Source organism: Bradyrhizobium sp. HKCCYLRH3099 (assembly GCF_051167855.1).
Classification (GTDB): Bacteria; Pseudomonadota; Alphaproteobacteria; order Rhizobiales; family Xanthobacteraceae; genus Bradyrhizobium.
Genome location: NZ_JBNPTW010000001.1, coordinates 236,973 through 257,836, shown reverse-complemented (window position 1 = coordinate 257,836; position 20,864 = coordinate 236,973). Strand labels below are relative to the sequence as shown.

Below are 20,864 nucleotides of genomic sequence, written 5' to 3'. Positions count from 1 at the left end.
GCCGCCAAATGCTGCTGGTGGCCGCATCCGTCGCACTCGGCGCAATCGGGACTGCTTCGATTGCCACCGCAGCGGAGCCGCATCGGCTCGCGCTGCAGATCAGCGATGAGGATCCGGCCAAGATGCGTGCGGTGCTCGACGTCGCTGCCAACGTCTCTCGTCACTATTCGGGTGAGGGCGACGAGGTCGAGATCGTGGTGGTCGCGTTCAATGGCGGGCTCGACATGCTGCTGGCCGACCGCTCGCCGGTGAAGGAGCGCGTGCTCGGCTTCGCCAAGTCGATGCCCAATGTGAGCTTCATCGCCTGCGGCAACACCTTGGAGACGCTCGCGAGCAAGGAGGGCCGGCAGCCGCCGCTGCTCGCCGGCGTCACTGTCGTCAAGACCGGGGTCGCGACCCTGCTGGAGTTGTCGGAGAAGAACTGGACGATCGTGCGTCCGTGAAGGAGTTTGCGATGCGGTGGTGGCTCGCTCTCGTCGTCTGTCTCGTGGCCTCGGTCGCGCTCGCTGCGGAGGAGCGACGCGAGCTCGTCATCGCTGGCCGTACGGCGCTCGCCACGCTCCGGCTGCCGGCGCAGTCGGGTCCGGATGTCCCGTTGGTGCTGATGACGCACGGCACGCTCGCGCACAAGGATATGGAGACGATCCAGGGCCTGTCGAAGGCGCTGGCCGAGCGCGGCATCGCCTCGCTGGCGCACAACCTCGTGCTCGGGCTCGATCGCCGCACCGGCATGTACGATTGCGCCAAGCCGCATGACTACGCGCCGGATGATGCGATCGAAGAGATTGCCGCCTGGCTCGCCGAGGCGAGCAAGACCTCGTCGCGGATTTTCGTACTTGGGCATTCGCGGGGCGCCAATCAACTCGCGCGCTATCTGGTCGCCAACCCGAAAGCGGCCATCGAGGGCGCGATCCTGCTGGCGCCGGCGACGGGAGGTATCGAGACCAGCCTCAAGGCAGCCTATGCGGAGAGTTACGGACAGCCCTTGGCGCCGCTGCTCGACAAGGCCGAAGCCGCGGTGTCCGCGGGCCGCGGCGGTGACTGGATGTCCGTGCCGGGCTTCATCTATTGCCGCGATGCCAAGGTGACCGCGCGCGCCTTCGCCGCCTTCTATCGCGCCGACCGGCGCCAGGACACGGCGGCGCTGATCGCTGACCTCGATCTCCCGGTGCTGGTGCTGGCGGCCGCGCAAGATAAGACCGTGCCGGACGTGGTCGCATCGTTCGCGCCGCTCGCCACTCGCGCCGGCAGCCGTGTCCGGCTGGAGACGATCGACGACGCCGATCATTTCTTTCACGATCTTGCCGCCGAGGATGCCGCAGATCGCATCGCAGGATTCATTGCAGCCGCGCGTTAGGAGTAACTCATGGAACGACGATCTCTAATGCAAGCCGGGCTTGCCGGCCTGTTCGGAATGTTGGGTGTCAGTAGCGCCCGGGCCGCGACGGAGTCTCCGCGCCAGCGCGTCGCCTATCATCTGGCCGACCAGGATCGCGCGCTGTTCGTGCTCGGCAACATCCAGAACCACGTCGATGGCATCGGTGGACCGGGGCGCGCGGACATTCGGCTGGTGATCCACGGTCCCGGCTTGCGCGCCTTCCACGCGATCTCGGCCGACCAGACCATCGCGGCGCTGGCGGAGCGGCTGATGAAAGCCAGCGTCGGTTTCGAAGCCTGCGCCAACACCATGAAGGCGCAGGGCGTGAAGCTCGACGATCTCCTGCCCGGCTTCGCGGTGGCGGAGAAGGGCGGGGTGGTGCGCCTCACCGAGCTGCAACAGAGCGGATATGCCTATCTGCGCCCGTGACGGCGCGTATGTCGCAGCCGATGCCGCCCGGCGCGTGGAGCGGCAGACAGAACGACGAGAGCGCCCGTGCTCACCGCATTGATCGACCTGTTGGGTGAGGAGCTGGTGTCGCTGCTGTGCGGGCTTGCGGTCGGCGGCGCGTTCGGCTTCTTCGCCCAGCGCAGCCGCTTTTGCCTGCGGGCGGCGACGATCGAGTTCGCCCGCGGACAGGGCGGCCCGCGTCTGGCGGTGTGGCTCCTCACCTTCGCCTCGGCGCTGCTCGGCACCCAGGCGCTGGTGGCGATGGGCCTCCTCGATGTGTCCGAAGCGCGGCAACTGGCGCAGCAGGGGAGTATCTCTGGCGCGATGATCGGCGGCGCCCTGTTCGGCTGCGGCATGATCCTGGCCCGCGGCTGTGCCAGCCGGCTCCTGGTGCTCTCCGCCAACGGCAATCTGCGGGCACTGCTGTCGGGCCTGATCTTTGCGGTGACCGCGCAATCCGCCTATCATGGCCTGCTCGCGCCGGCGCGCGAGTGGCTCACCAAGCTCTGGCTCGTCGACGGCGGGCCGTCGCGCGACATCATGAGCCTGTTCGGCGGCGGCACGCCCGAGAAGCTCGGCTTCGGCATGTTGTGGTTCGTGGCCGGGCTCGCCGCCGTGTCGAAGTTTCAGGTCGGCGCGAAGGTCATGGGCTCGGCCGTGGCCGCCGGCGCGGCGGTCGCCGCCGGCTGGCTGCTGACGTATCAGCTCGGCCAGGCCTCGTTCGCGCCGGTGCCGCTGAAGAGCCTGACCTTCAGCGGCCCGTCCGCCGAGCTCCTCATGCAGGTGCTGGCCAGCCAGCAGCTGAAGCCCGGCTTCGATCTCGGCATCATCCCGGGCGTCTTCATAGGCTCATTCGTCGCCGCGGCGCTGGCCCGCGAGCTCAATCTCGAAGGCTTCTCAGATGGGCGCGGCATGCGGCGCTATCTGATCGGCGCCGTCCTCATGGGGTTTGGCGCGATGCTGGCCGGAGGCTGCGCCGTCGGCGCCGGCGTGACCGGAGCGTCGGTGTTCGCGCTGACCGCCTGGATCGTGCTCGGCGGCATGTGGCTCGGCGCGGCCGTGACCGATTTCGTCCTCGACCGCTGGCTGCTCGGAGCCAAACAGGTGCAAGGCGAGATGCTGCCGAGCGCGGTGACGCCATCATAAGTTATATTCACAAGTGCGAATGTACGGATATAATGCGTGGTAGCAGCGCGCCGCGCGCCAGCAGGGAGGACAGGTGTCATGACGATCATGACCGACGTCGTCGTCGGAGATGCGAGAAAGTCCATCGATTGGTCGCCTTATCTGGTCGGGGCCGGTATCGGCATCTTGAGCTGGGTGGCCTTTGCCGGGTTCGGCGATCCGCTTGGCGTGACGACGGCGTTTTCCCGCGTCGCCTCGCTGTTTGCTGCGCCGGTGGTCGGATCCGACGTCGTCGCCGCCAACAGCTATTGGAAGTCGATGCCGCTGAAATGGGACTATGGCGTGTGGTTCCTTGTCGGCATTCCACTCGGCGCGTTCCTGTCGGCGATCATCTCGGGAACGTGGCGCCTCGAGCTGGTGCCGGAGGTCTGGAAGCAGCGCTTCGGTCCGTCGGTGCTCAAACGCTTCGTCGCCGCGTTCCTCGGCGGCATCGTCATCATGTACGGCGCGCGGCTGGCCGGCGGCTGCACCAGCGGACATGGCATATCCGGCGGGCTGCAACTGGCGCTGTCGAGCTGGCTGTTCCTGACGGTGATGTTTGCGACCGGCCTGGTCGTGTCGCGCCTGATGTTCCGCAAAGCCTGAGACGGAGAGAGGTCATGACATCTTTGATGAGCATCGCAGGCCCGATCATGATGGGCGCCGTGTTCGGCTATCTGCTGCAGCAAGGCAAGGTCACGAGCTGCAACGTGATCGAGAACCAGTTCCGGTTGCGCGACTTCACCGTCCTGAAGGTGATGGGCACCGCGATCGTGGTCGGCGGCATCGGCGTGCTGCTGCTGGTCGACACCGGCAACACCAAATACTACGTCAAGGACGCCAACATGCTGGCGGTCGCGCTCGGCGCGGCCTTGTTCGGCATCGGCATGGTGGTCTACGGCTACTGCCCGGGCACCGCGCTTGGTGCCATCGCCAGTGGCAGCGTGCATGCGGCGGTCGGAGCCTTCGGAATGATCGTCGGCGCCATCCTCTATGCGCTCAGCTTTGACTGGGTGAAGGTTCACATCCTGAATGTCTGGGCGCTCGGCAAGTTGCGGCTGCCGGACATCACCGGCGTGCCGGATGGTGTCTGGTTCGCCGCGCTCGCGATCGGCGCTGGCGCGTTCTTCTTCTGGGTTGAGGCTTCGGAGGCCAAGGCGAGGCGCGCGCAAGGTTAGGCCGCTTCGCCCGATCTGCCCATCATCGATAGTCGAGAGGTTCATCCAATGCTGGCAGGATTGTTCAACAAGCTGACGGGATCGACCAGCGTGCCAGCCATCCAGCATGACGAGTTGGTCAAGGCGCATCAGCAGCGCAGCTGCATCATCGTCGACGTCCGCGAGCCCCACGAGTTCAAGGGCGGCCATATCCCGGGCGCTATCAACCATCCGCTGTCGCGTTTCGATCCGGACAGCCTCGTGCACGACAAGCCGGTCGTCCTGATCTGCCAGGCCGGCGGCCGCTCGGCCACCGCGTTGCGCCGGGCGCTGTCCTCGGGCCGGCAGGACATTCGCCACTATGCCGGCGGCATGAACGGCTGGCGCGCACGCGGTGGTCCTGTCGCCTAGGCGCTACCGATGACCGGTCGGGATGTTCTGATCTGTTGTGTTGCTCCGGCCTGGTTGAGGCGTGCTGGACGGCCAGCCTATCTGTCTCCCAACGAGAGTGTCGTAGGTTATTCGCAATTGACGTCTCGCCGCCAGTTTGTTGCTGATCAGTCCGCGTCATTAGCTTATTTGTTCAGGAATAATTAGTTCCGCCGCTGCAATACTCGAGCACCAGTCAACCGTCGAGGATTGCATGCTGAAGCTTGGTGGCTTGAGGGCCCGGATCACTCTGTCCCTGGTGATCGGTGCGGCTGCGACGGCTCTGTTCGTGCTGATGGTCGCGATGTGGATCATTGGCGGCATCATCGACCGCGCCAATGAACGCGAACTCCACGCCAAATATGACGCCTTCAATTCGCGCCTGCAACTGGAGTCGACCCGCGCGGAGGCGATGAGCGCGGTCGTCGCCAAGATTCCCGCGGTCCAGGAGGCCATGGCGCAGAACGACCGGGACGCCTTGATGCGGTTGTTCGGCGCGGGCATGGCGAGCCTGAAGTCCGATTACGGCGTTGATCAGTTTCAGTTCCACACGGCCCCGGCGATTTCCTTTCTGCGCGTGCATCAGCCGGCCAAGTTTGGCGACGATCTATCGAGCTTCCGCAAGACCGTCGTGGCCGCCAACACCGATCGCAAGCCGGTCGTCGGGCTGGAGGGCGGCGTCGCCGGCCTCGGCCTCCGCGGCGTGGTACCGATCGTCTCCGCGGGCAAGCATCTGGGCTCGGTCGAGTTCGGGCTGACCTTCGGCCAGGGCTTCTTCGACGAATTCAAGCGCAGCCGCAATGTCGATGTCGCGTTTCGCCTGGCTGGCGACGCGGCCTTCAAGCTGTTTGCGACGACGATTGGCGAGACGTCGTTCTTTGCAGGCGGCGAGTATAGGGGGGCATCCGCCGGCGGCTTCCTGTCGCGCCAGGGGCAGCTCAAGGGCGTGCCGGTCGTTGCCCTGCTGGGCCCAATCAAGGATTTCTCCGGCAAGCCGATCGGCGCGGTCGAGATCGTCATGGACAACAGCGAGTTCATCCAGGCCCGCAATCGCGCCGGCGCCATTGCGATCGGAACAACGCTGGCCGGTCTCGCGCTGATCGCATTCGCCGGCCTGTTGATCGCCCGCGGCATCTCCCGTCCCATCGTCCAGATGACGAGCGCCATGCGCGAGCTTGCCGATGGCAACCTGGATGTCCGCGTTCCCGCCGCCCAGCGCAAGGACGAGGTCGGACAGATGGCGCGTGCCGTCTCGGTGTTCAGGGACAACGCCATCCGGATGCGGGATCTGCAGGCGGATCAAGAGAAGGCGCAGGCCCGCGCCGAGGAGGATCGCCGCCGCATGCTGATGGAGTTGGCCGATGGTTTCGAGGCCAGCGTGCGAGGCGTGGTCGATGCCGTCTCGGCCGCAGCGATCGAGATGGAAGCCACAGCCCGGTCGATGTCGGCGACGATCGACCAGTCGAGGCAGCAGGCCTTGACCGTGTCGCAGGCGTGCGGCTCCGCATCCGACAACGTCAACACCGTCGCCTCGGCGGCCGAGGAACTGTCATCGTCGATGAACGAGATCAGCAAGACGCTCGAGCGTGCGTCGTTGGTCGTCCGCAAGGCGGCGGACGAGGGACAGCAGTCGAACGACAAGGTGCAACGGCTCAATATCGCCGCCAGCAAGATCAGCGAGGTCGTCGCGCTGATCAACCAGATCGCCAGCCAGACCAATCTGCTGGCGCTGAATGCGACCATCGAGGCCGCGCGGGCCGGCGAGTCGGGCAGGGGATTTGCCGTCGTCGCCAGCGAGGTGAAGACGCTGGCGACCCAGACCGCCAAGGCGACCGAGGAGATCGGCGCCCAGATCGCCGCGGTTCAGACCGAGACCGCGGCCGCCGTCCAGAGCATCGGCCTGATCTGCGCCACGATCCGGGAGGTCGACGAGATCTCGACCATCATCGCCTCGTCGGTCGCGCAGCAGGACGCGGCCACCCGCGAGATTGCCGGCAACGTGAACCTCGTCGCCGGCAAGACCCAGGACGTCACGCGCAACATCGCAGGCGTCACAAGCGGTGTGGTGCAGACCGGTCATGCTGCCAACGAGGTGCTGTCGGCGGCCGGTGAGCTCGCCCAGCAGTCGACACGGCTGCGCAGCGAGGTCGACCAGTTCCTCGCTCACATCAGGGCGGCGTGAGGCCGGCGAGCCGGCTCATTTCGTGGACGCCGCCGCAGCCTTCCGCGCATCCGCGATCGCCTGCTTGAAGGCCTGGGCGTTGGGCGCTCCGGGCACGCGGAAGCGGCCGATGATGAAGGCCGGGGTGCCCTGGAAGCCCAGGCCCATGGCCTGCTCGTGGTTGTGGGCGAGGACGGCATCGATCTCGCTGCCTTTGGCGGCCAGATCGGCCTTGGCGCGCGCGAGGTCGATCCCGGCGGCCGAAAGCGCGGCGTCGGCGTTCGCCTCCGAGAGCTTGTCCTTGAGCGAGATCAGCGCCTCGTGGGCTTCGGCGAACTTGTCCTGGTACTTCGCCGCCAGCGTCATGCGGGCCGCGTAGATCGACGGCCCGCCGAAGATCGGCCAGTCCTTGAAGATCAAACGGATGTGACCATCATCGCGCACCACCTTGGCGAGGTCCGGGCTGATCTTGCGGCAATACGGACATTGATAGTCGAAATACTCGACGATCGTGATGTCGCCATCGGCGTTGCCGATGACCGGAATGGCGGGATCACGCAGAATGCGCGCCTCGCTTAGAATGTCGCCGTCGTCATCCTCGGCGCGGGCCTGGAGCGGCAGCATGGCAGACGTGAGCAGCAGCAGCGTCGCGAGCGAAGCTGAAAAGGTCTTCCTGGTCATCATGTCTTGGGGGTCTCCTTTTGTGAGCTGGTCGATGCAGTGTCGATGGCGTCGAGCACGATTTGCGGTGTGAGCAATTCGGGCAGCACGATGCCGGCGGGGGCGCCGGGGCCGAACACGACGTTGAAGGGCAGGCCGTAGCGGCCGAAGGATTGCAGGTACGCTGCGATCGTATTGTCGTGCGAGGTCCAGTCGGCCCTGACGGCCACGACATCAGACGTGAGACGGTTGCGCACGGCGGTGCTGTCGATCACGAGCGTCTCATTGACCTTGCAGGTCACGCACCAGCTGGCGCCGATGTCGACGAACACGATACGGCCAGCGCGGACCTGGGCGGCGATGTCCGTCGGCACCAGCGGCTGCCACGCGATCCCGTCCGACCGTCCTGGGCTGTCCGGCGGACTGATCACGGTGGCGGCGGTCAGCACCAGACCGATCACGACGATCGCACCCGCGCCGGCAACCGTTCGCCGCGCCGGAAAGCGCAGCATCGTCAGGATCAGCGCGGGCATCAGCAGGACGGCGGCGAGCACGGCCGCGGTCGCAACGCCGCTGATGTCCGTGAGCACGCGTAGCAGCCACGATGCCGTTGCGATCATCGCGAGCGCCGCAATGGCGCGCAGCGTCAGCATCCAGCGGCCCGGCCGAGGAAACAGCGCGGCCAGGCGCGGCGCTGCTGCGAGGCCCAGATAGGGCGCGGCCATGCCGAGCCCGAGGGCGGTGAACACCAGCAGGATCTGCGGCGCCGCCCGCGACAGCGCGAACGCGACGGCGGTGCCGACGAACGGCGCCGAGCAGGGCGTCGCGAGCAGCGTCATGACGAAGCCGTTGACGGCGTGACCCGCCATCGTGTTGCGGCCGGCGGCGCCGCCGAGACGGCCGGCGATCCACCAGGGCAGGCGGATCTCGAACAGCCCGAGCAAATTGGCGCCGAACGCGGCGAGTACGACGATCATTGCGATGAGGAAAGCCGGCTGCTGAAACTGCAGCCCCCAGCCGACTTCCGCGCCCGCGGCCTTGAGACCGGAGAGGATGAGGGCGAGAGTCACGAATGACGCGATGATGCCGGCGGCCGTCGCCAGGAAGGCCGGGCGCGGTGATGGCGCGAGGGCCGGATCGTGGTCGACCAAAGAGACGAGCTTCAGCGACAGCACCGGAAACACGCAGGGCATGAAGTTGAGGATGAAGCCGCCGAGCAGCGCCACGCCGAGGATGCTCCAAATCGATGCCGCGGCGGCCTGCGGCCTTGCCGTTGCCGACTTGGCGGCGACAGCATCAGCGTCCACGGGGAGCGTGGCTTCGATCGCGCGGTCGCCATCGACCAGCGTAACCCGCAACCTTTGTCCAGCGGCGGCCTGATCGAGGCCGTGCAACGGCACATGGATCGTGACGGCGCCATCCGAGCCGTTGCTGACTTGAGCGCGACCGCCGGACACCGCGTCGTCGCCGTCGACGAAGACGTCGGGCGCGCGTAGCGGTGGCGTCGCCCGGACCTCGAGACGCAACTGCGGTTTGGGCTGGCGCTCGATGTGTAGCGCGGTGACGGAGACGCCGGGCGCGGACTCGCGCGGCACGCGCTGCCGCCATTCCTCGATCAGCGCCTGATCGTTCGGCTGATGCGACGTCGCCGGGATGTCGGCTTCGAGCTGCGTCTCCTGCTGGGTGCAGATGATCGAGCAGACGAACAGGACCGCCTTCAGCTTGAGATGCGCGGGCGCTGCTCCATCCTTCAGCCGCACCCGCAACGGAAGCAGCACGTGCTCGTCATAGCCGAACGTGTCGATGTCCTGCTCGCTGAAGCGGCGTGGCGCCGGCCATTCGACCGTGACATCGGCGACATTGGCGGAGCCGCTCCAGTCGAACTCCGGTGGCGCGCCGGCGTCGCCGGCCGAGCGCCAATAGGTATGCCAGCCGGCGTCGAGCCTGACGTCGAGGCCGGCCCAGGCCGTCGTCACACCGCTGTCGGCGCGTGCGACGTCGCCGACCCCCAGGCGCGTGGCGAGGTTCGGTTGAGGCCGCGACGCGCCAGCGCTCGCACCCGTCGTCGCAACGAGAAGCGCGCCCAGCAGCAGGCCGAGCCAGCCAGGATGGCGGATGGACATGATGATCTCCCTGCGCGGTCAGCGCATGTCTCAAGCGGTCGTACCGCGCGGTTCGACGCAAGGCGGCCTGAGGACGAGGCCGCGCTACGCGATCCGCTCGATGCGCGATCGATGATGGAATTTCGCTCGCTCCAGCCGCAGCGTTACGCCGCGCGCGAAACGGTGATCAGGAGCGGCGACAGGGAGGACGGTAGGGCGAGGACGCGTGGCATTGCGTCGTCAGCGCGTCATGCCGGGGATGCCACGACAGCGTCCGGGATTGGGCCATCGGCTGCGCCGTTGCGCTGTCATCCGCGGGGAGGGCGGTGAGGCTCGCCGCGGCGAAGGGACAGATGTTGACGGTGCCGGGGAGCACGGCCTTCCGGCACGGCTTCGGCGCAGGTGTCGTCGTCGACGACCATTGCTGCGTAGGGATGCCATCGGCCGCTGCCGCCGTTGCCGCTTCGAGCGTGCCGAGCAGCGGAACCAGGCTCATGGCGACCACGACCAGCGCCGCCACGAGGCGGCGGGTCAGCGCGGGCACCTTGAAACCAGATCGCCTCATCTCGAACTACTTCTCCAGCGCAGACACGTCGCGCGGACCGCTCGTGCTTGGCAACTGACATCTTCGTGACGCCGCGATCGCGCAACAGACGATGAGACCGTCCGCGAGATCACAGCGCGTTGATCGGCACTTTCAAAAAGATCTTTCCGCTGTGGTCGGCGGGTGGAAGATGTCCGGCGCGGATATTCACTTGCAGCGAGGGGATGATCAGCCGCGGCATGCCCAGCGCCTTGTCGCGGGCCTCGCGCAGGGCGACGAACGCGCCCTCCGTCATGCCGTCGCGGGCGTGAATGTTGTGGAGGCGCTCGTCGCCGACGGTCGTCTCCCAGCGCACCTCACGCCCGTCAGGGCCGTAGTCGTGGCACATGAACAACCGGGTCTTGCGCGGCAGCGTCTCGAGGATCCTGCGGATCGATCGAAAAAGCGTCCGCGCGTTGCCGCCGGGGAAATCCGCGCGCGCCGTGCCGCCGTCGGGCATGAACAGCGTGTCGCCGACGAACGCCGCGTCGCCCATCACATGCGTCGCGCAGGCCGGCGTGTGGCCGGGCGTGTGCATCACGAAGGCGGTCATCTGCCCGACCTGATAGGTGTCGCCGTCCTTGAACAGCCGGTCGAACTGGCTGCCGTCGCGGCGAAACTCGGTGCCTTCGTTGAAGACTTTGCCGAACGTCTCCTGCACGATGCGGATGTGCTCGCCGATGCCGATCTTGCCGCCGAGCTTGTCCTGGATATAGGGCGCGGCCGAGAGATGATCGGCATGGGCATGCGTCTCGATCAGCCATTCCGGCCGCAGATCGTTCATCCTGATGTAGTCGATCAGCGTGTCCGCCGAGCGCGTGCCGAGGCGACCGGCCGCATAGTCGATGTCGAGGACGGGATCGATGATCGCACAGGACGGCGATGACGGATCCTTCACCACATAGCTGATCGTGCTGGTGTCCGGATCGAAGAAGCCGGCCACCTTGGGCCGCACACGGAGATCGATCGGATAGGACATGGCTGCTGCTCCACGATGAAGCTCCGGGGCGGCATCGCCGCCCCCGTGCCCGCTGTCATTCTGCCGGGTCTAAGACGTCGGGCCCGACTTCGTTCCGCAGGTGTTGATGCCGAGCAAAGCGTAGGGCGGACACCAGCCGACCAGCGCGGTGCCGAGCGGGATCAGGCCGAGCAGGCCCCACATCGTCTGCGGCCCGACGAACACGAGACTGAGAACCGCCAGTCCGACGATAATCCTGAGCAGTCGGTCGATCTTGCCAACATTCCGTGTCATGTGACACTCCCCTCTGGCGTTGCGATGGAGCAAACGTAAGCGGCAGGGGGACGAGCGGTCTGTAACTAAGTCACCGAGACAGTTGGCTTTCTAGCCATGCTGGGCCAGCCGCGCGAGCGCCGGCCTGTCGGTGATCTCGACGGTACCGCGAGCCACTCGCAACCAGTGGCGCCTGGCGAATTCGTTGAGCTGGCGGCTGATCACCTCGCGGGCGCTGCCGAGCTCGTTGGCAAGATCCTGGTGGGTGGCCACAACCTGCTGTTTCGCGCCGGCAAGCTCCAGCAGCTTCTGCGCCAGCCGGACGTCGATCCGTTCGAACGCCACCTCCTCGATGACGCGAAACAGGTTCGTGACCCGGCGGCTGAAGGCGGTGAACACGAACTGGCGAAAGTCGCGCGAGGTGGCGATCAGCCGGTCGAAAAGCGCACGCGGAATAGCCACTGCACGGATCGGCGTCTCGGCGATGCCCTCGGCCTGGTATTCCTCATAGCCCATCAGGCAGGCGGTGGTGAGCGCGCAACTCTCCCCAGCCTGGACGCGGTACAGCACGATCTCGCGGCCGGACTCCGACGTCTGCTGCACGCGAATGGTGCCGTCCAGCAGCAGTAGGAACGATTCCGGCGCCTGGCCGGGCCCGAAGATACGACTGCCTTCGGGAAGCTCGACAATGAGGCTCGCCTCACGCAACTGAGAAAAAATCTCCGCCGGCAGCTGCCGCAGGGGAGGGAAAGCGTCCGTCCAATCTCGATTCGACGACATCAAGACACCCGACGTGGCAGACCGGCCCATCCGCTCTGCCACAAGATTGCGAGCGGGTCGAGGGACGCGCCCAAGCAAGCTGAATTTTGATGGCTTCGCGCTTGGTCGCAGCCGATAAGGCAACGCCACGCAAGATCTGGCGCAGATCCTGTCACCATGAGAATCGAAGCGACGCGTCCGTGATCCCGCCTGCCGTTTCGCAGCCCTAGATGTCGACGCTTGCTTGGTGTAGCAGCAGGACCAGTTCTCCGCTGAAAGGCACTCGACGGCCGTGCAAAGCGCCTCAAAATGGATTCCACTCGATCAGCCTGCTGATCACAGGCAAGTTTTCTCCGCCCTCCGAGCGCACCATCCCTCTCTCCTTAAAAATCCCATTCTGTTTCCGGTTCGTTCCGGCGTGACACCTGTCGCGCAAGGCGCGGGACTTCGTCTCGCGGCGCAAGAGCGTCCGAGTTGTGCCGGTCGTTCCGCCCTCGCAAGACGAGAAGGCGCGGGGAATGCCGGGCGCTGGCCGCACCCATGGCCCGCCTGCAGCAAAAAAAGCAGGCGGCAGTCACCACAGGTTCAGCCGAGGACACCCGGCATTCCCCGCGCGATGGTTTTCACGCTTATGGCGCGATCTCCTCGGGGACCGGCTTCTTGACCCCGTCGCCGGCGGATCATCCCCACCAGCTTGGCCTCAGCACCGGGAGGCCAGAACCACGCGCTTTCACGTCCGCAACGCGCTGTTCGTCGGCAGGCATCACACCCGCTGCAGCACGCTTACGGCCACCGCATCTCCGGCCCCACGTCTCGTGACGATCGCGAAGCGCCCCTCTCGCGGGCCGGGATGGAGACAGAAAACCATGAATTCTGAAAAATAGCAAGTAGATTATTCTTAAGCGAAGAAGGCGGGCGGGCTTGGGCTGATCGCGCTGGAGAATTGCAGACAGCGAACGATGGCTGGGCCAGCTCTACTCACCTCAAGCCGCGGCCCTCACGCTGCTTGCCTGCTCACTCCGTGACGGCTTCCTTTGCGGCTTGCCGAACAGGACAAAATGCCGCCGCCAGCTCACGAAGCCCCGTCGAATTCGCCAGCTCCCATCATGCTGTCGATTGTGGACTCGCGACTTCGTAGTATTCCGAACTGGCGGGGCGATCAGCGACAATTTGCTTTGGTAGCAGGCCCCTCGCGCATGTCTCAACGCGGTGACTTCGTGCCGGCGTCACTCGTGCCCGACAGCAGCCCTTTGAGGAAGTCGAGCGCTCCGGCCGACTTCGACGGATCGTCCGGCGGCGCTTCTGCCGTCGAGGTTTCGGCGGAGCGTGCCGCGCGGATGGGCTTCTTGTGGTGGTGCGTCTCCGCGGCGCTACGGTTTCGGCGATTTGACCCGCCCTCGACGGTGATCGTGATCTTCTTCGACATCAGCGGCGGATCGAAGTTGAAGTGCATGCCATCGCCCATCACCAGCTGAAGCGTGTGCTTGCCCGGAGGCAGCTCGATCAGGGCCTCGGTCTCGCCGCCGCCATAGTGAAGATGGTGTCTGTCCTGCGGGATGGGTTCGCCAGGGCTGATCTGTTCGTTGTTGTCGATCAGCAGATGATGGTGGCCGGTATTGGAGAAGCTGTCACCGGCATGGGTCACGCCCATGTTGCGCAGCCCGAAGCGACACCAGAACGGGCTTTTCACGGTGTCTCCATCCGTTGGCGAGATGAAGTAGACGTAGGCGTCCTTGGGCGCGCTCCTGCTCTGCGCCCACGAGGAATGCGGGGCGAGCGTCAGCGACGCAGCGAAAGCGACGCAGGCAAGGGAGAGCGGCGCAATGGAAAAATCTCGGCGGGTCATCAATCCGGATTGCGCCGCCGACCGCACGGATGTCTTGTTACTCACAACGCTCTGCTCACAAATCTGGAAAACAACGGACCCGAACGGGCAGACTATCAATCGAACCAAGCGCGGCGGAATTGAGGTTCCCCTCAGCCTCGCGAGGCGATTTCGATCAGAATTCCTATAAAATGCTGCATCGAATGAGCGCCGTGCCGGCGACCTCGATGCAGCTCATCTCAGAGCGAGAGCGCCACGCGGAAGCCGTGGGTCGGGTAGCGTATCCGTCCATCATAACGATCGCGGCTTCCGCTCCGCGCATAGCTCGCGTCCTTTTTCCAGGAGCCGGAACGAATGACGCGGATGAAGCTCTGCTCGTCGATCCATGCCGAACCATCGGACGGCGCGCCCTGATAGGTCTTGTGCCAGCTGTCGGCGACCCATTGGTCGACGCTGCCGCCCATGTCGAACAGGCCGAACGGATTGGCGGGAAAATGTCCGACCTTCATCAGCTGCGGCGGCGCGCCCGCCTCGTTGCAGCCATGGCAGTTGACCATTCCGGCGCGCATCTGATCGCCCCACCAGTATTTGGTGTTCGCTCCCGCGCGCGCCGCATATTCCCATTCCGCTTCGGTCGGCAGCCGGAATGGCTTGCCGACGGTCCGGGAGAGCCAGGCCAGGTAGTCCTTCGCATCATCGTAGCTGACGTTGGAGACGGGATTGTCGTCCGGTCCGCTGGTGACATCCGCGCATGCCTTGTCGGCGACGCATTCCCGCCACTCGCCGATCGTGACCGGATATTTGCCGAGCGCAAACGGCTTGACGGTGACACGATGGAGCGGAAGCTCGGCGGCTTCCGTGCCGCCCATCGCAAAGCTTCCACCGGGGATCATGACGACGTCAGGCAGGCGGGTTCGCGGTGCTTCCGGATCTTGTGTCGGCGGCGTCGGGGGCGTGGCCTCCGCGGCGGCGACAGCGCCCGGGAGTTTTGCGGTTGGCGCCTCGTCGGCCGCGGTGGTGGCGGCGACATCCTGCAGCGGCGCCGTCGCGCTGGCGACCGCCTGCACCATGGCGGCGCGCTGCGGAGCTTCTGCGCTGGCGAGGTCTGGCGCAGCGACTGGCGCGTCGGCGGTTTGCGGCGGTGCTGGCGGGGACGCGGTGGGCTGGCGCGTGAGCAGGAGCCAGCTGCCTGCCATCGCGAACAACAGGAGCGCAAGGCCGGCGGCCATGCCGGTTCGGAGCAGGGGACGGCGTTCGGCGCTGGCCGCGGCGTCGCGCAGCCGCGCCGCCAGCTTGGTCTGTCCGTGCGCCTTCCACATCAGTGCAAGGCTGCGCGCCTCCTGAGGCGTATGCTGAGCGATGGAAATGCCGGGGATGTTGCAGACCACGCGGCCGGCTTCGCCGCGAACAGGCGCGGTGGCCTCGACCTCGGCCCGGTCGCAGCGCTCGGCAAGCGATTGCTTCAGAGCGCCGCACATCATCATGAGCAGCCCACCGCGCTTGCTGCGGCGGGCCTGGATGTCGGGGCATGCAAGCTGCTCGGCGAGGTCTTGAAAGCTCGGGGCGCGCAGCGCGCTCAGCGCCACATTCACCACGCGGCCGCATTGGTCGCAAGGCACCGGATAGCTCACGGCTTCAAGCGACCGCTCGGGCCCGCCGGGGACAGGGGCGAGCGACGGCCTGAGGACGTTGATCCCGCCGCTCACGCGCGAACCGCCATGCCCCGGCACGGCGTCCCGTTCATTGTCCCCAGGCGCTGAATGCGTCCTTGAAAGCGCGATCACCGTCTGCTCCCTTTTCGATCGCAAGAACGGCGCGGCTGCCGCCGTTATAGACGATCGGAATATCGATCCATTCCTTGCCCTTCAGCAGCAGGACGTTCCGCTTGGCGTCCACCTCGCCGGCCGAGAGCGCGATCATGAAGAATTCCGGCGTCACCTTGGCCGTGAGCGTCGCCAGGGCGGCGCCGCGGCCCGCCTCCTTCATCTTCATGCTGACACCCTTCAGCGTGTCGACGCCCGCATGAGCCGGGTCGTCCGGCCAGTTGAACTTCAACTCCATGATATGGCTGGCCGGCATGTCGTTCTCGGTATTCGGCCGCAGCGAAAGCGTCGCCTTCATCCGCTTGTCGATCTCGATGTCGCCCTTGATGGAGGTGGGCACGCTGCCGGCGGCCGGCTCGACGCGCCAGGTCACCTTGCCGAGATAGCGCTTGCCGAGCGGATCCTGCGAATCCTCCTGATACAGCACGGCGTGCGACGGAAGGTTGTCCGGCAAGCCCGCAGTCTCGCGGCCCGCCATGCTCGCGGCGCCCGTCGTCATCCGCTCCGCGGTGACCTTGCGCGGCTCGGTGCTCGCCGGCGCCGCTGTCGTCGACGATGTTGCCGTCCAGGACGCCAACTGGCTCGAGACGGAGCCCCACGAGCTTGCGATGCGGCTGGATGCCGGCTGCCAGTAGATCGAACCGCCGGCCAGCGCCACCGCGATGACCGCGGCCGCGGCAATGGCGCGGCTGCGGTAGGGGCGCCGCATCGGCGCGCCGGCATCGAGCGGCCGCCGTCGCTGCGCCGAGGCGATGATCGCATGGAGATGCGCCGGATCGGCATTGACGGGCGTCGTCGCTTCCGATGCCGGCGTCGCACGGGCGATCGGAGTTGTTGCGACATCGGCGAAAGCCGGCGCCGTCTCCACGACTCGATCATCGATCGCGTGCGGTCCGTGCGATGCATGGATGTCGCGATCGATCTTGGCCGCATCTGCCCGGCTGCGCAGCCACGGCGGCGGCGACGCCTCTGCCGGCAAGGGCGGTTCGGCGTGCCGCTCCTGACGCGCGAGCGACAGGCTTTCGGCGACGCTGGCGATCTCATCCTCCAGCGCTGCCGAGAGTTGATCTTCCGACGCGTCTGCGGAGACTGCCGCAACATCCGACATGGTCGGCGGAGCCTGCGGCGGCGCGAATGGCTGCGACGGGCCCGCCATCGACATCGCGAGCGGATCGATCCGGCGGGCGTGCTCGCGCAGCCGGATCACGCGGTTCGGAAACAGCCGTTCGAGCAGATCGCACAGCTTTGCGTTTGCCGGCATCAGCTGGCGCAGCGAGAGCGGCAGGCCGCCGAGACCGGCGGGAGCGATGCCTCCGACGTCGACGCGAGCCGGAGCGTCGGTCTCCTCTCTCTCAAGCTCATCTGCGACGGCGAGAACCTTCCGGCCTCTGAGCAGGACGGTGAGGTCGCGCAAGTCCGATTGCGATGCGTCGTCGACCACGACGAGGTCGAACGCGCCGAGACGCGCGGGCAATTGCTCGGCGACGCGCCAGGCGGGCAGCAGATGACAGGGAATGCCGTCATGGCAGGTTTCGAGTGCCTCGCGCGCGACCTGACGCATCCGGCCGGCATTGGGACCGGAACAGCTCGTCCCCAGTTTGCGCAGGGTGGTCAGGAACACATCGAAGCTCTGGCGGACAGCGCCGCCGGTGTTCTGCGCGAGGTGCAACTGCATCCGTGCAACGACCACCTGCTCGAACAGCTCGCGCAGCCGCGTTTCCAAGAGCGCGCGCTGGCCTGACAGATCATGCAGCCGCTGATGCTGGCCGACACCTTCGGTCTGCCGCATCAGCACGGCCCAGTTCCAGGCCATCGTCCAGTCCGCGACCAGCACCGGATCGCTGTGATCCCGGCGCGCCGGCTCGGTTCGGATCCGCCGGGCGAGCGCGCCTGCACCGGCCTCGGTCACGGACTCACAGACTTCGCGAATGAGTTCGAGGTCCTGGCGCCGATCGTGCAGCCTCTGCAGCCTTGCACGAATCGCGGTCCATCGCGTCTCCATGTCGCGCAGCTCGATGTCGGCGCGGCCAAGCTGCGACAGGATGTCGGCCTGGACTTGCGCGTTGATCGACCCGCCGCCATCAAACAGCTCGGTCAGCCTCGCGAGCTCGTGGCGCTGCTGCGCGGCGCGCGCCACGGCGCTCCTGATCGCGGCTGCCAGCGCGGTCAGCCGCGAGGCGTCGGCGAGCAGGCCGGCGATCGCATCGTCAGGCATGGACAGCTTTGCAGCGGCGGTGCGGACGTTGCGCTTTGCCAGCTCCGCCATCACGATCGCGACTTCGACCTGCCTGACGACGCGCTCGTGGACGTGAAGCGTGTTGGACCCGTCCTGCTCCGGCGTGGGCGCGCCGATCTCGTCCGCCAGCGACCGCCATCGCACGTCGAGCGAGTGCAGGTGACGCCGCCAGAGGAGATAGTCGCGAATATGGGCCCAATCGGCCGCACTCTTGGGCCGGAAGCCCGACACCTTGATGTCGTCCAGCGTCCGCTTCAGCGCGCGCCCGGACAGCGAGAATGTCGCGACCGCGCTTTGACCGGACGCGAGCCGTTCGATGACCGCCAGCAAGGGGTCGCTGGCAAACGCGTCGGTGGGCGTCTCCACCGGCCGCACCAGGAAGCTGCTCCGCCGCGTCAACAGCGATGACGCGTCGCGGGCAAAATCCACCAGGATCGCGCTGGTTGGAGGGATATCGGGCTGCGCGCCGAGCGGCGACAAGGCGGCGAGCCAGGGTTCGCCGGCGACCACCCGGTGCGCCCCCGCGAGCGCATCGAGATCATCGGCGAACCTCTCCGCGCCGTCCGGCTCCAGGGCATTGACGACGCGCCGCGCCAGCTCGTCCTTGTCGCCGTCGACTGGCATCGATGCAGCGACCGGCTGCAGACCCCGATGCAGACGCACCAGCGTCGCGGTGTCCGGCAGGGCTGAGACATCCGGCAGCGGATCGTCGACGAAGGCGAGGTCGTCGCCAAGCCGCAGCCGCGCCGCCCGAGCCTGTTCGACGGCCGCCACGAGCAGGTCGCTCTCGCCGAGATAGCCGAGAGGCCGATCCGTGAACCATGCATAGGCGTCGCGGTCGGACACCAGCGTGGCCAGGTCCTCGAATGACGGGGCGTTCGTCCCGGAGCGCAGGAGCGTGCGGCTTGCAATGTCGGCGATCTCGTCGTCGAGACGGCTGATCGCGTGACTGGTCGAGATGATGCTCTGCTCGAGCTGATTGACCTGTTCGGCCTGATCGCGCAGGCCCGTCACGTCGATGATCGACTGCAGCCGGCTGATCACGCCCTCGGCGCGCTTCAACACATCGGCGTCGGAGCCGGTCAGATCGAGCGTCAGATCGCGGATCGGCCGGGGCAGCGTGGTCGCGAGCAGCGACAGCGCCATGTCATGCCGTGAAACGATCAGGACGCGCAGGCCGAGCGCGAGATGATGACAGACCACATTGGCGATCGCGGACCTCCGGTCTGGCCCGCTTGCGCCCCTGACGATGACCCCGTCCGAGCGGCGAAGCTGGCGTACGATCTCCATCTCGTCGGAGTTGGTGGGAAGCGGAAAGAACAGGTCCCCCCGATCGGTGGCGACCTGCGTCTCCGGCGCGATATCGATCCGCTCGCCGATCACACCGGACAGCCGAAGCCGCGGGCCGTCATGGCCGTCGTGATCGGGGCCGCCGAGCAGGAGCTGCGCCATGCGGCCGAGGCAGCACTCGGCGCCGGGCGTGTAGTCGATCGCGCGTCTCAGGCGTTCGATGTCGCGCAGCAGCAGCAGGTCCGAGCGCGGCCGCGCAAACAGCACCCATCGGTCGGAGACGACCAGCTGCTCGCTTTCCTCGGGGAGCACGAGCGCTGAATCCGGCAGCGTCGGACAATAGATCCCTTGCGGGTCCAGCTGCGAGCCGATGGCGCTGAGGATCGGCTCGAAGGTGGCGGGCTGGAAGGGCGAAAGCTCCGCGCCGCGCTCGAGCATCTGCTCGGCCGCATGCGCCGCGAGCTTGGTGGCCGGCGAGAGCGCCTCGAATGGTTTCAGATGTGCCGTCGCGGCCGCCAGCCGCGGCCTGATCCTGATTTCAGCGTCGGCGCGGTCCAGAACCTCGATCGTGACCAGCCGCTCGAGCAACGGAAGCTCCAGCTCATGCCCATGGCGGCGCCACCGCGTGACGCCGATGCCCCACACGATCTCGCAACCACGCTGCTGGCCCGCGGCACCGTCCGCGCGCGCCAGCTCCCGCAGGGTCTGATAGATCGCGATGGTGCGGCGGCGCGGCCGCTCGGCGCCTGCCCAGGCTGCCCACGGGCCGCCGAGATAGTGCTCCAGGCGCTGCACGAGGTCGGCGCGCTGCTCGAGGCACAGCCGCACGCTCCAGAGTCCCACGCCATCCTCGTGGCCGGCCGCAGGCGTGCAGTGCTCGGCGCGGGCATCGCCGTCCGCGATCAGCCGCTCCTTTTCCGCGGCTTGCACCGTGATCGTCACGCGCTGCCGGACCAACGGGCGCCGCTCCGGATCGGACGACACGTCGATCCACCGGACGAGATCGTCCGCGACGACCGGCGGCTCGGTTGCGGCGAGGCATTCGATCGACAGCCACACCGGGCCGTCCGCATCGAACGTGTTGAAAGTGACGCCGGGCAGTCCTTCAAGCTCGTGCTGATGAATGATTTGGCGCCGTCCAGCCGTGAGCGAACGATCCGGCAGGCGTTCGATCGTCGGCGCATCGTGCGCGACCGTCTCGGCGAGATGGCCGAGCAGCGTCTGCAACGGTTCGGTCATCATCTCCATCCGATGGATTGCGTTCATGACGCGCCTCCAATCCTGGTCGCCCTGGAGCGAAGCAATCGGTTCATTGACAAGCCTATTTTCGAACTCGTGTTGCCTTGCAGTAATTGCAGTCGCGATCATCGGCCGCGATCATCAGACATGGATAGCGACGGCCTGCCATCTGCACGAATACTGTAACGAGCAAGTCAGGCCGTACTAACTGATGAGCAATAGGGGAAGGCAATGCGGCGTAATGATGGGAGGATCATCGCGTGATGGCCTGATGAGTTGGCCGAACCAACTGATTTGTAATCATTCCAAGGAATCGGGCGAACGCCGGACGATGGCGTTTTAGAATTTCTTTAAACAGTCCGTCGCCGCGTGTCATG

17 protein-coding genes are annotated in these 20,864 nt (G+C 66.5%); 8 read left to right on the top strand and 9 right to left on the bottom strand.

Annotated elements, in window-relative coordinates:
• Positions 1-8: 8 nt before the first annotated feature.
• From ACQR1Y_RS01200 to ACQR1Y_RS01165, 8 genes are all read left to right on the top strand, one after another.
• Entirely contained in the window at positions 9-443 is a 435-nt protein-coding gene (locus tag ACQR1Y_RS01200; RefSeq protein ID WP_434878245.1) for a hypothetical protein, read from the top strand.
• An 11-nt stretch (positions 444-454) separates the two neighbouring features.
• Entirely contained in the window at positions 455-1,357 is a 903-nt protein-coding gene (locus tag ACQR1Y_RS01195) for an alpha/beta hydrolase (RefSeq protein ID WP_434878209.1), read from the top strand.
• Between the two features lie 9 nt (positions 1,358-1,366).
• Positions 1,367-1,807 (top strand): DsrE family protein, encoded by a 441-nt coding sequence (locus ACQR1Y_RS01190; protein ID WP_434878210.1) that lies wholly within the window; start codon positions 1,367-1,369, stop codon positions 1,805-1,807.
• 66 nt (positions 1,808-1,873) lie between these two features.
• Positions 1,874-2,974, top strand: a complete 1,101-nt coding sequence (locus ACQR1Y_RS01185; RefSeq protein WP_434878211.1) for a YeeE/YedE family protein — start codon at positions 1,874-1,876, stop codon at positions 2,972-2,974.
• An 87-nt stretch (positions 2,975-3,061) separates the two neighbouring features.
• Complete coding sequence (locus ACQR1Y_RS01180) at positions 3,062-3,598, top strand: YeeE/YedE thiosulfate transporter family protein (protein ID WP_434878246.1); 537 nt, start codon at positions 3,062-3,064, stop codon at positions 3,596-3,598.
• A 14-nt stretch (positions 3,599-3,612) separates the two neighbouring features.
• Positions 3,613-4,170: a YeeE/YedE thiosulfate transporter family protein gene (locus ACQR1Y_RS01175; protein ID WP_434878212.1), complete on the top strand. Its 558-nt coding sequence runs from the start codon at positions 3,613-3,615 to the stop codon at positions 4,168-4,170.
• A 48-nt stretch (positions 4,171-4,218) separates the two neighbouring features.
• Positions 4,219-4,560, top strand: coding sequence for a rhodanese-like domain-containing protein (locus ACQR1Y_RS01170; protein WP_434878213.1), 342 nt, complete (start codon positions 4,219-4,221; stop codon positions 4,558-4,560).
• Positions 4,561-4,792: 232 nt separating this feature from the next.
• Positions 4,793-6,760, top strand: a complete 1,968-nt coding sequence (locus tag ACQR1Y_RS01165; protein ID WP_434878214.1) for a methyl-accepting chemotaxis protein — start codon at positions 4,793-4,795, stop codon at positions 6,758-6,760.
• A gap of 15 nt (positions 6,761-6,775) precedes the next feature.
• Here the strand turns inward: ACQR1Y_RS01165 and ACQR1Y_RS01160 are convergent, their stop codons facing one another.
• The 9 genes from ACQR1Y_RS01160 to ACQR1Y_RS01120 all read right to left on the bottom strand — a co-directional run bounded on the left by ACQR1Y_RS01160 (position 6,776) and on the right by ACQR1Y_RS01120 (position 20,514).
• Entirely contained in the window at positions 6,776-7,420 is a 645-nt protein-coding gene (locus tag ACQR1Y_RS01160; RefSeq protein ID WP_434878247.1) for a DsbA family protein, read from the bottom strand.
• The gene (locus ACQR1Y_RS01155; protein ID WP_434878215.1) at positions 7,420-9,522 is read right to left on the bottom strand and encodes a protein-disulfide reductase DsbD family protein; all 2,103 of its coding nucleotides are present in this window, start codon (positions 9,520-9,522) and stop codon (positions 7,420-7,422) included. Before ACQR1Y_RS01155 ends, ACQR1Y_RS01160 begins: the two co-directional genes overlap by 1 nt.
• Positions 9,523-9,688: 166 nt before the next feature.
• Positions 9,689-10,066 (bottom strand): hypothetical protein, encoded by a 378-nt coding sequence (locus ACQR1Y_RS01150; RefSeq protein ID WP_434878216.1) that lies wholly within the window; start codon positions 10,064-10,066, stop codon positions 9,689-9,691.
• A 109-nt stretch (positions 10,067-10,175) separates the two neighbouring features.
• The gene (locus tag ACQR1Y_RS01145) at positions 10,176-11,063 is read right to left on the bottom strand and encodes an MBL fold metallo-hydrolase (RefSeq protein WP_434878217.1); all 888 of its coding nucleotides are present in this window, start codon (positions 11,061-11,063) and stop codon (positions 10,176-10,178) included.
• Between the two features lie 69 nt (positions 11,064-11,132).
• Positions 11,133-11,336 carry a YgaP family membrane protein gene (locus ACQR1Y_RS01140; protein ID WP_434878218.1) on the bottom strand — a complete coding sequence of 68 codons (204 nt, stop codon included), beginning with the start codon at positions 11,334-11,336 and terminating at the stop codon, positions 11,133-11,135.
• A gap of 90 nt (positions 11,337-11,426) precedes the next feature.
• Positions 11,427-12,095 carry a Crp/Fnr family transcriptional regulator gene (locus tag ACQR1Y_RS01135; protein ID WP_434878219.1) on the bottom strand — a complete coding sequence of 223 codons (669 nt, stop codon included), beginning with the start codon at positions 12,093-12,095 and terminating at the stop codon, positions 11,427-11,429.
• Positions 12,096-13,275: 1,180 nt separating this feature from the next.
• Positions 13,276-13,965 (bottom strand): DUF4399 domain-containing protein, encoded by a 690-nt coding sequence (locus tag ACQR1Y_RS01130; RefSeq protein ID WP_434862237.1) that lies wholly within the window; start codon positions 13,963-13,965, stop codon positions 13,276-13,278.
• A gap of 173 nt (positions 13,966-14,138) precedes the next feature.
• Complete coding sequence (locus ACQR1Y_RS01125) at positions 14,139-15,605, bottom strand: SUMF1/EgtB/PvdO family nonheme iron enzyme (RefSeq protein ID WP_434878220.1); 1,467 nt, start codon at positions 15,603-15,605, stop codon at positions 14,139-14,141.
• Positions 15,606-15,639: 34 nt separating this feature from the next.
• On the bottom strand, positions 15,640-20,514 hold the full coding sequence (locus tag ACQR1Y_RS01120; protein WP_434878221.1) for a helicase: 4,875 nt from the start codon (positions 20,512-20,514) through the stop codon (positions 15,640-15,642).
• Positions 20,515-20,864 lie beyond the last annotated feature (350 nt).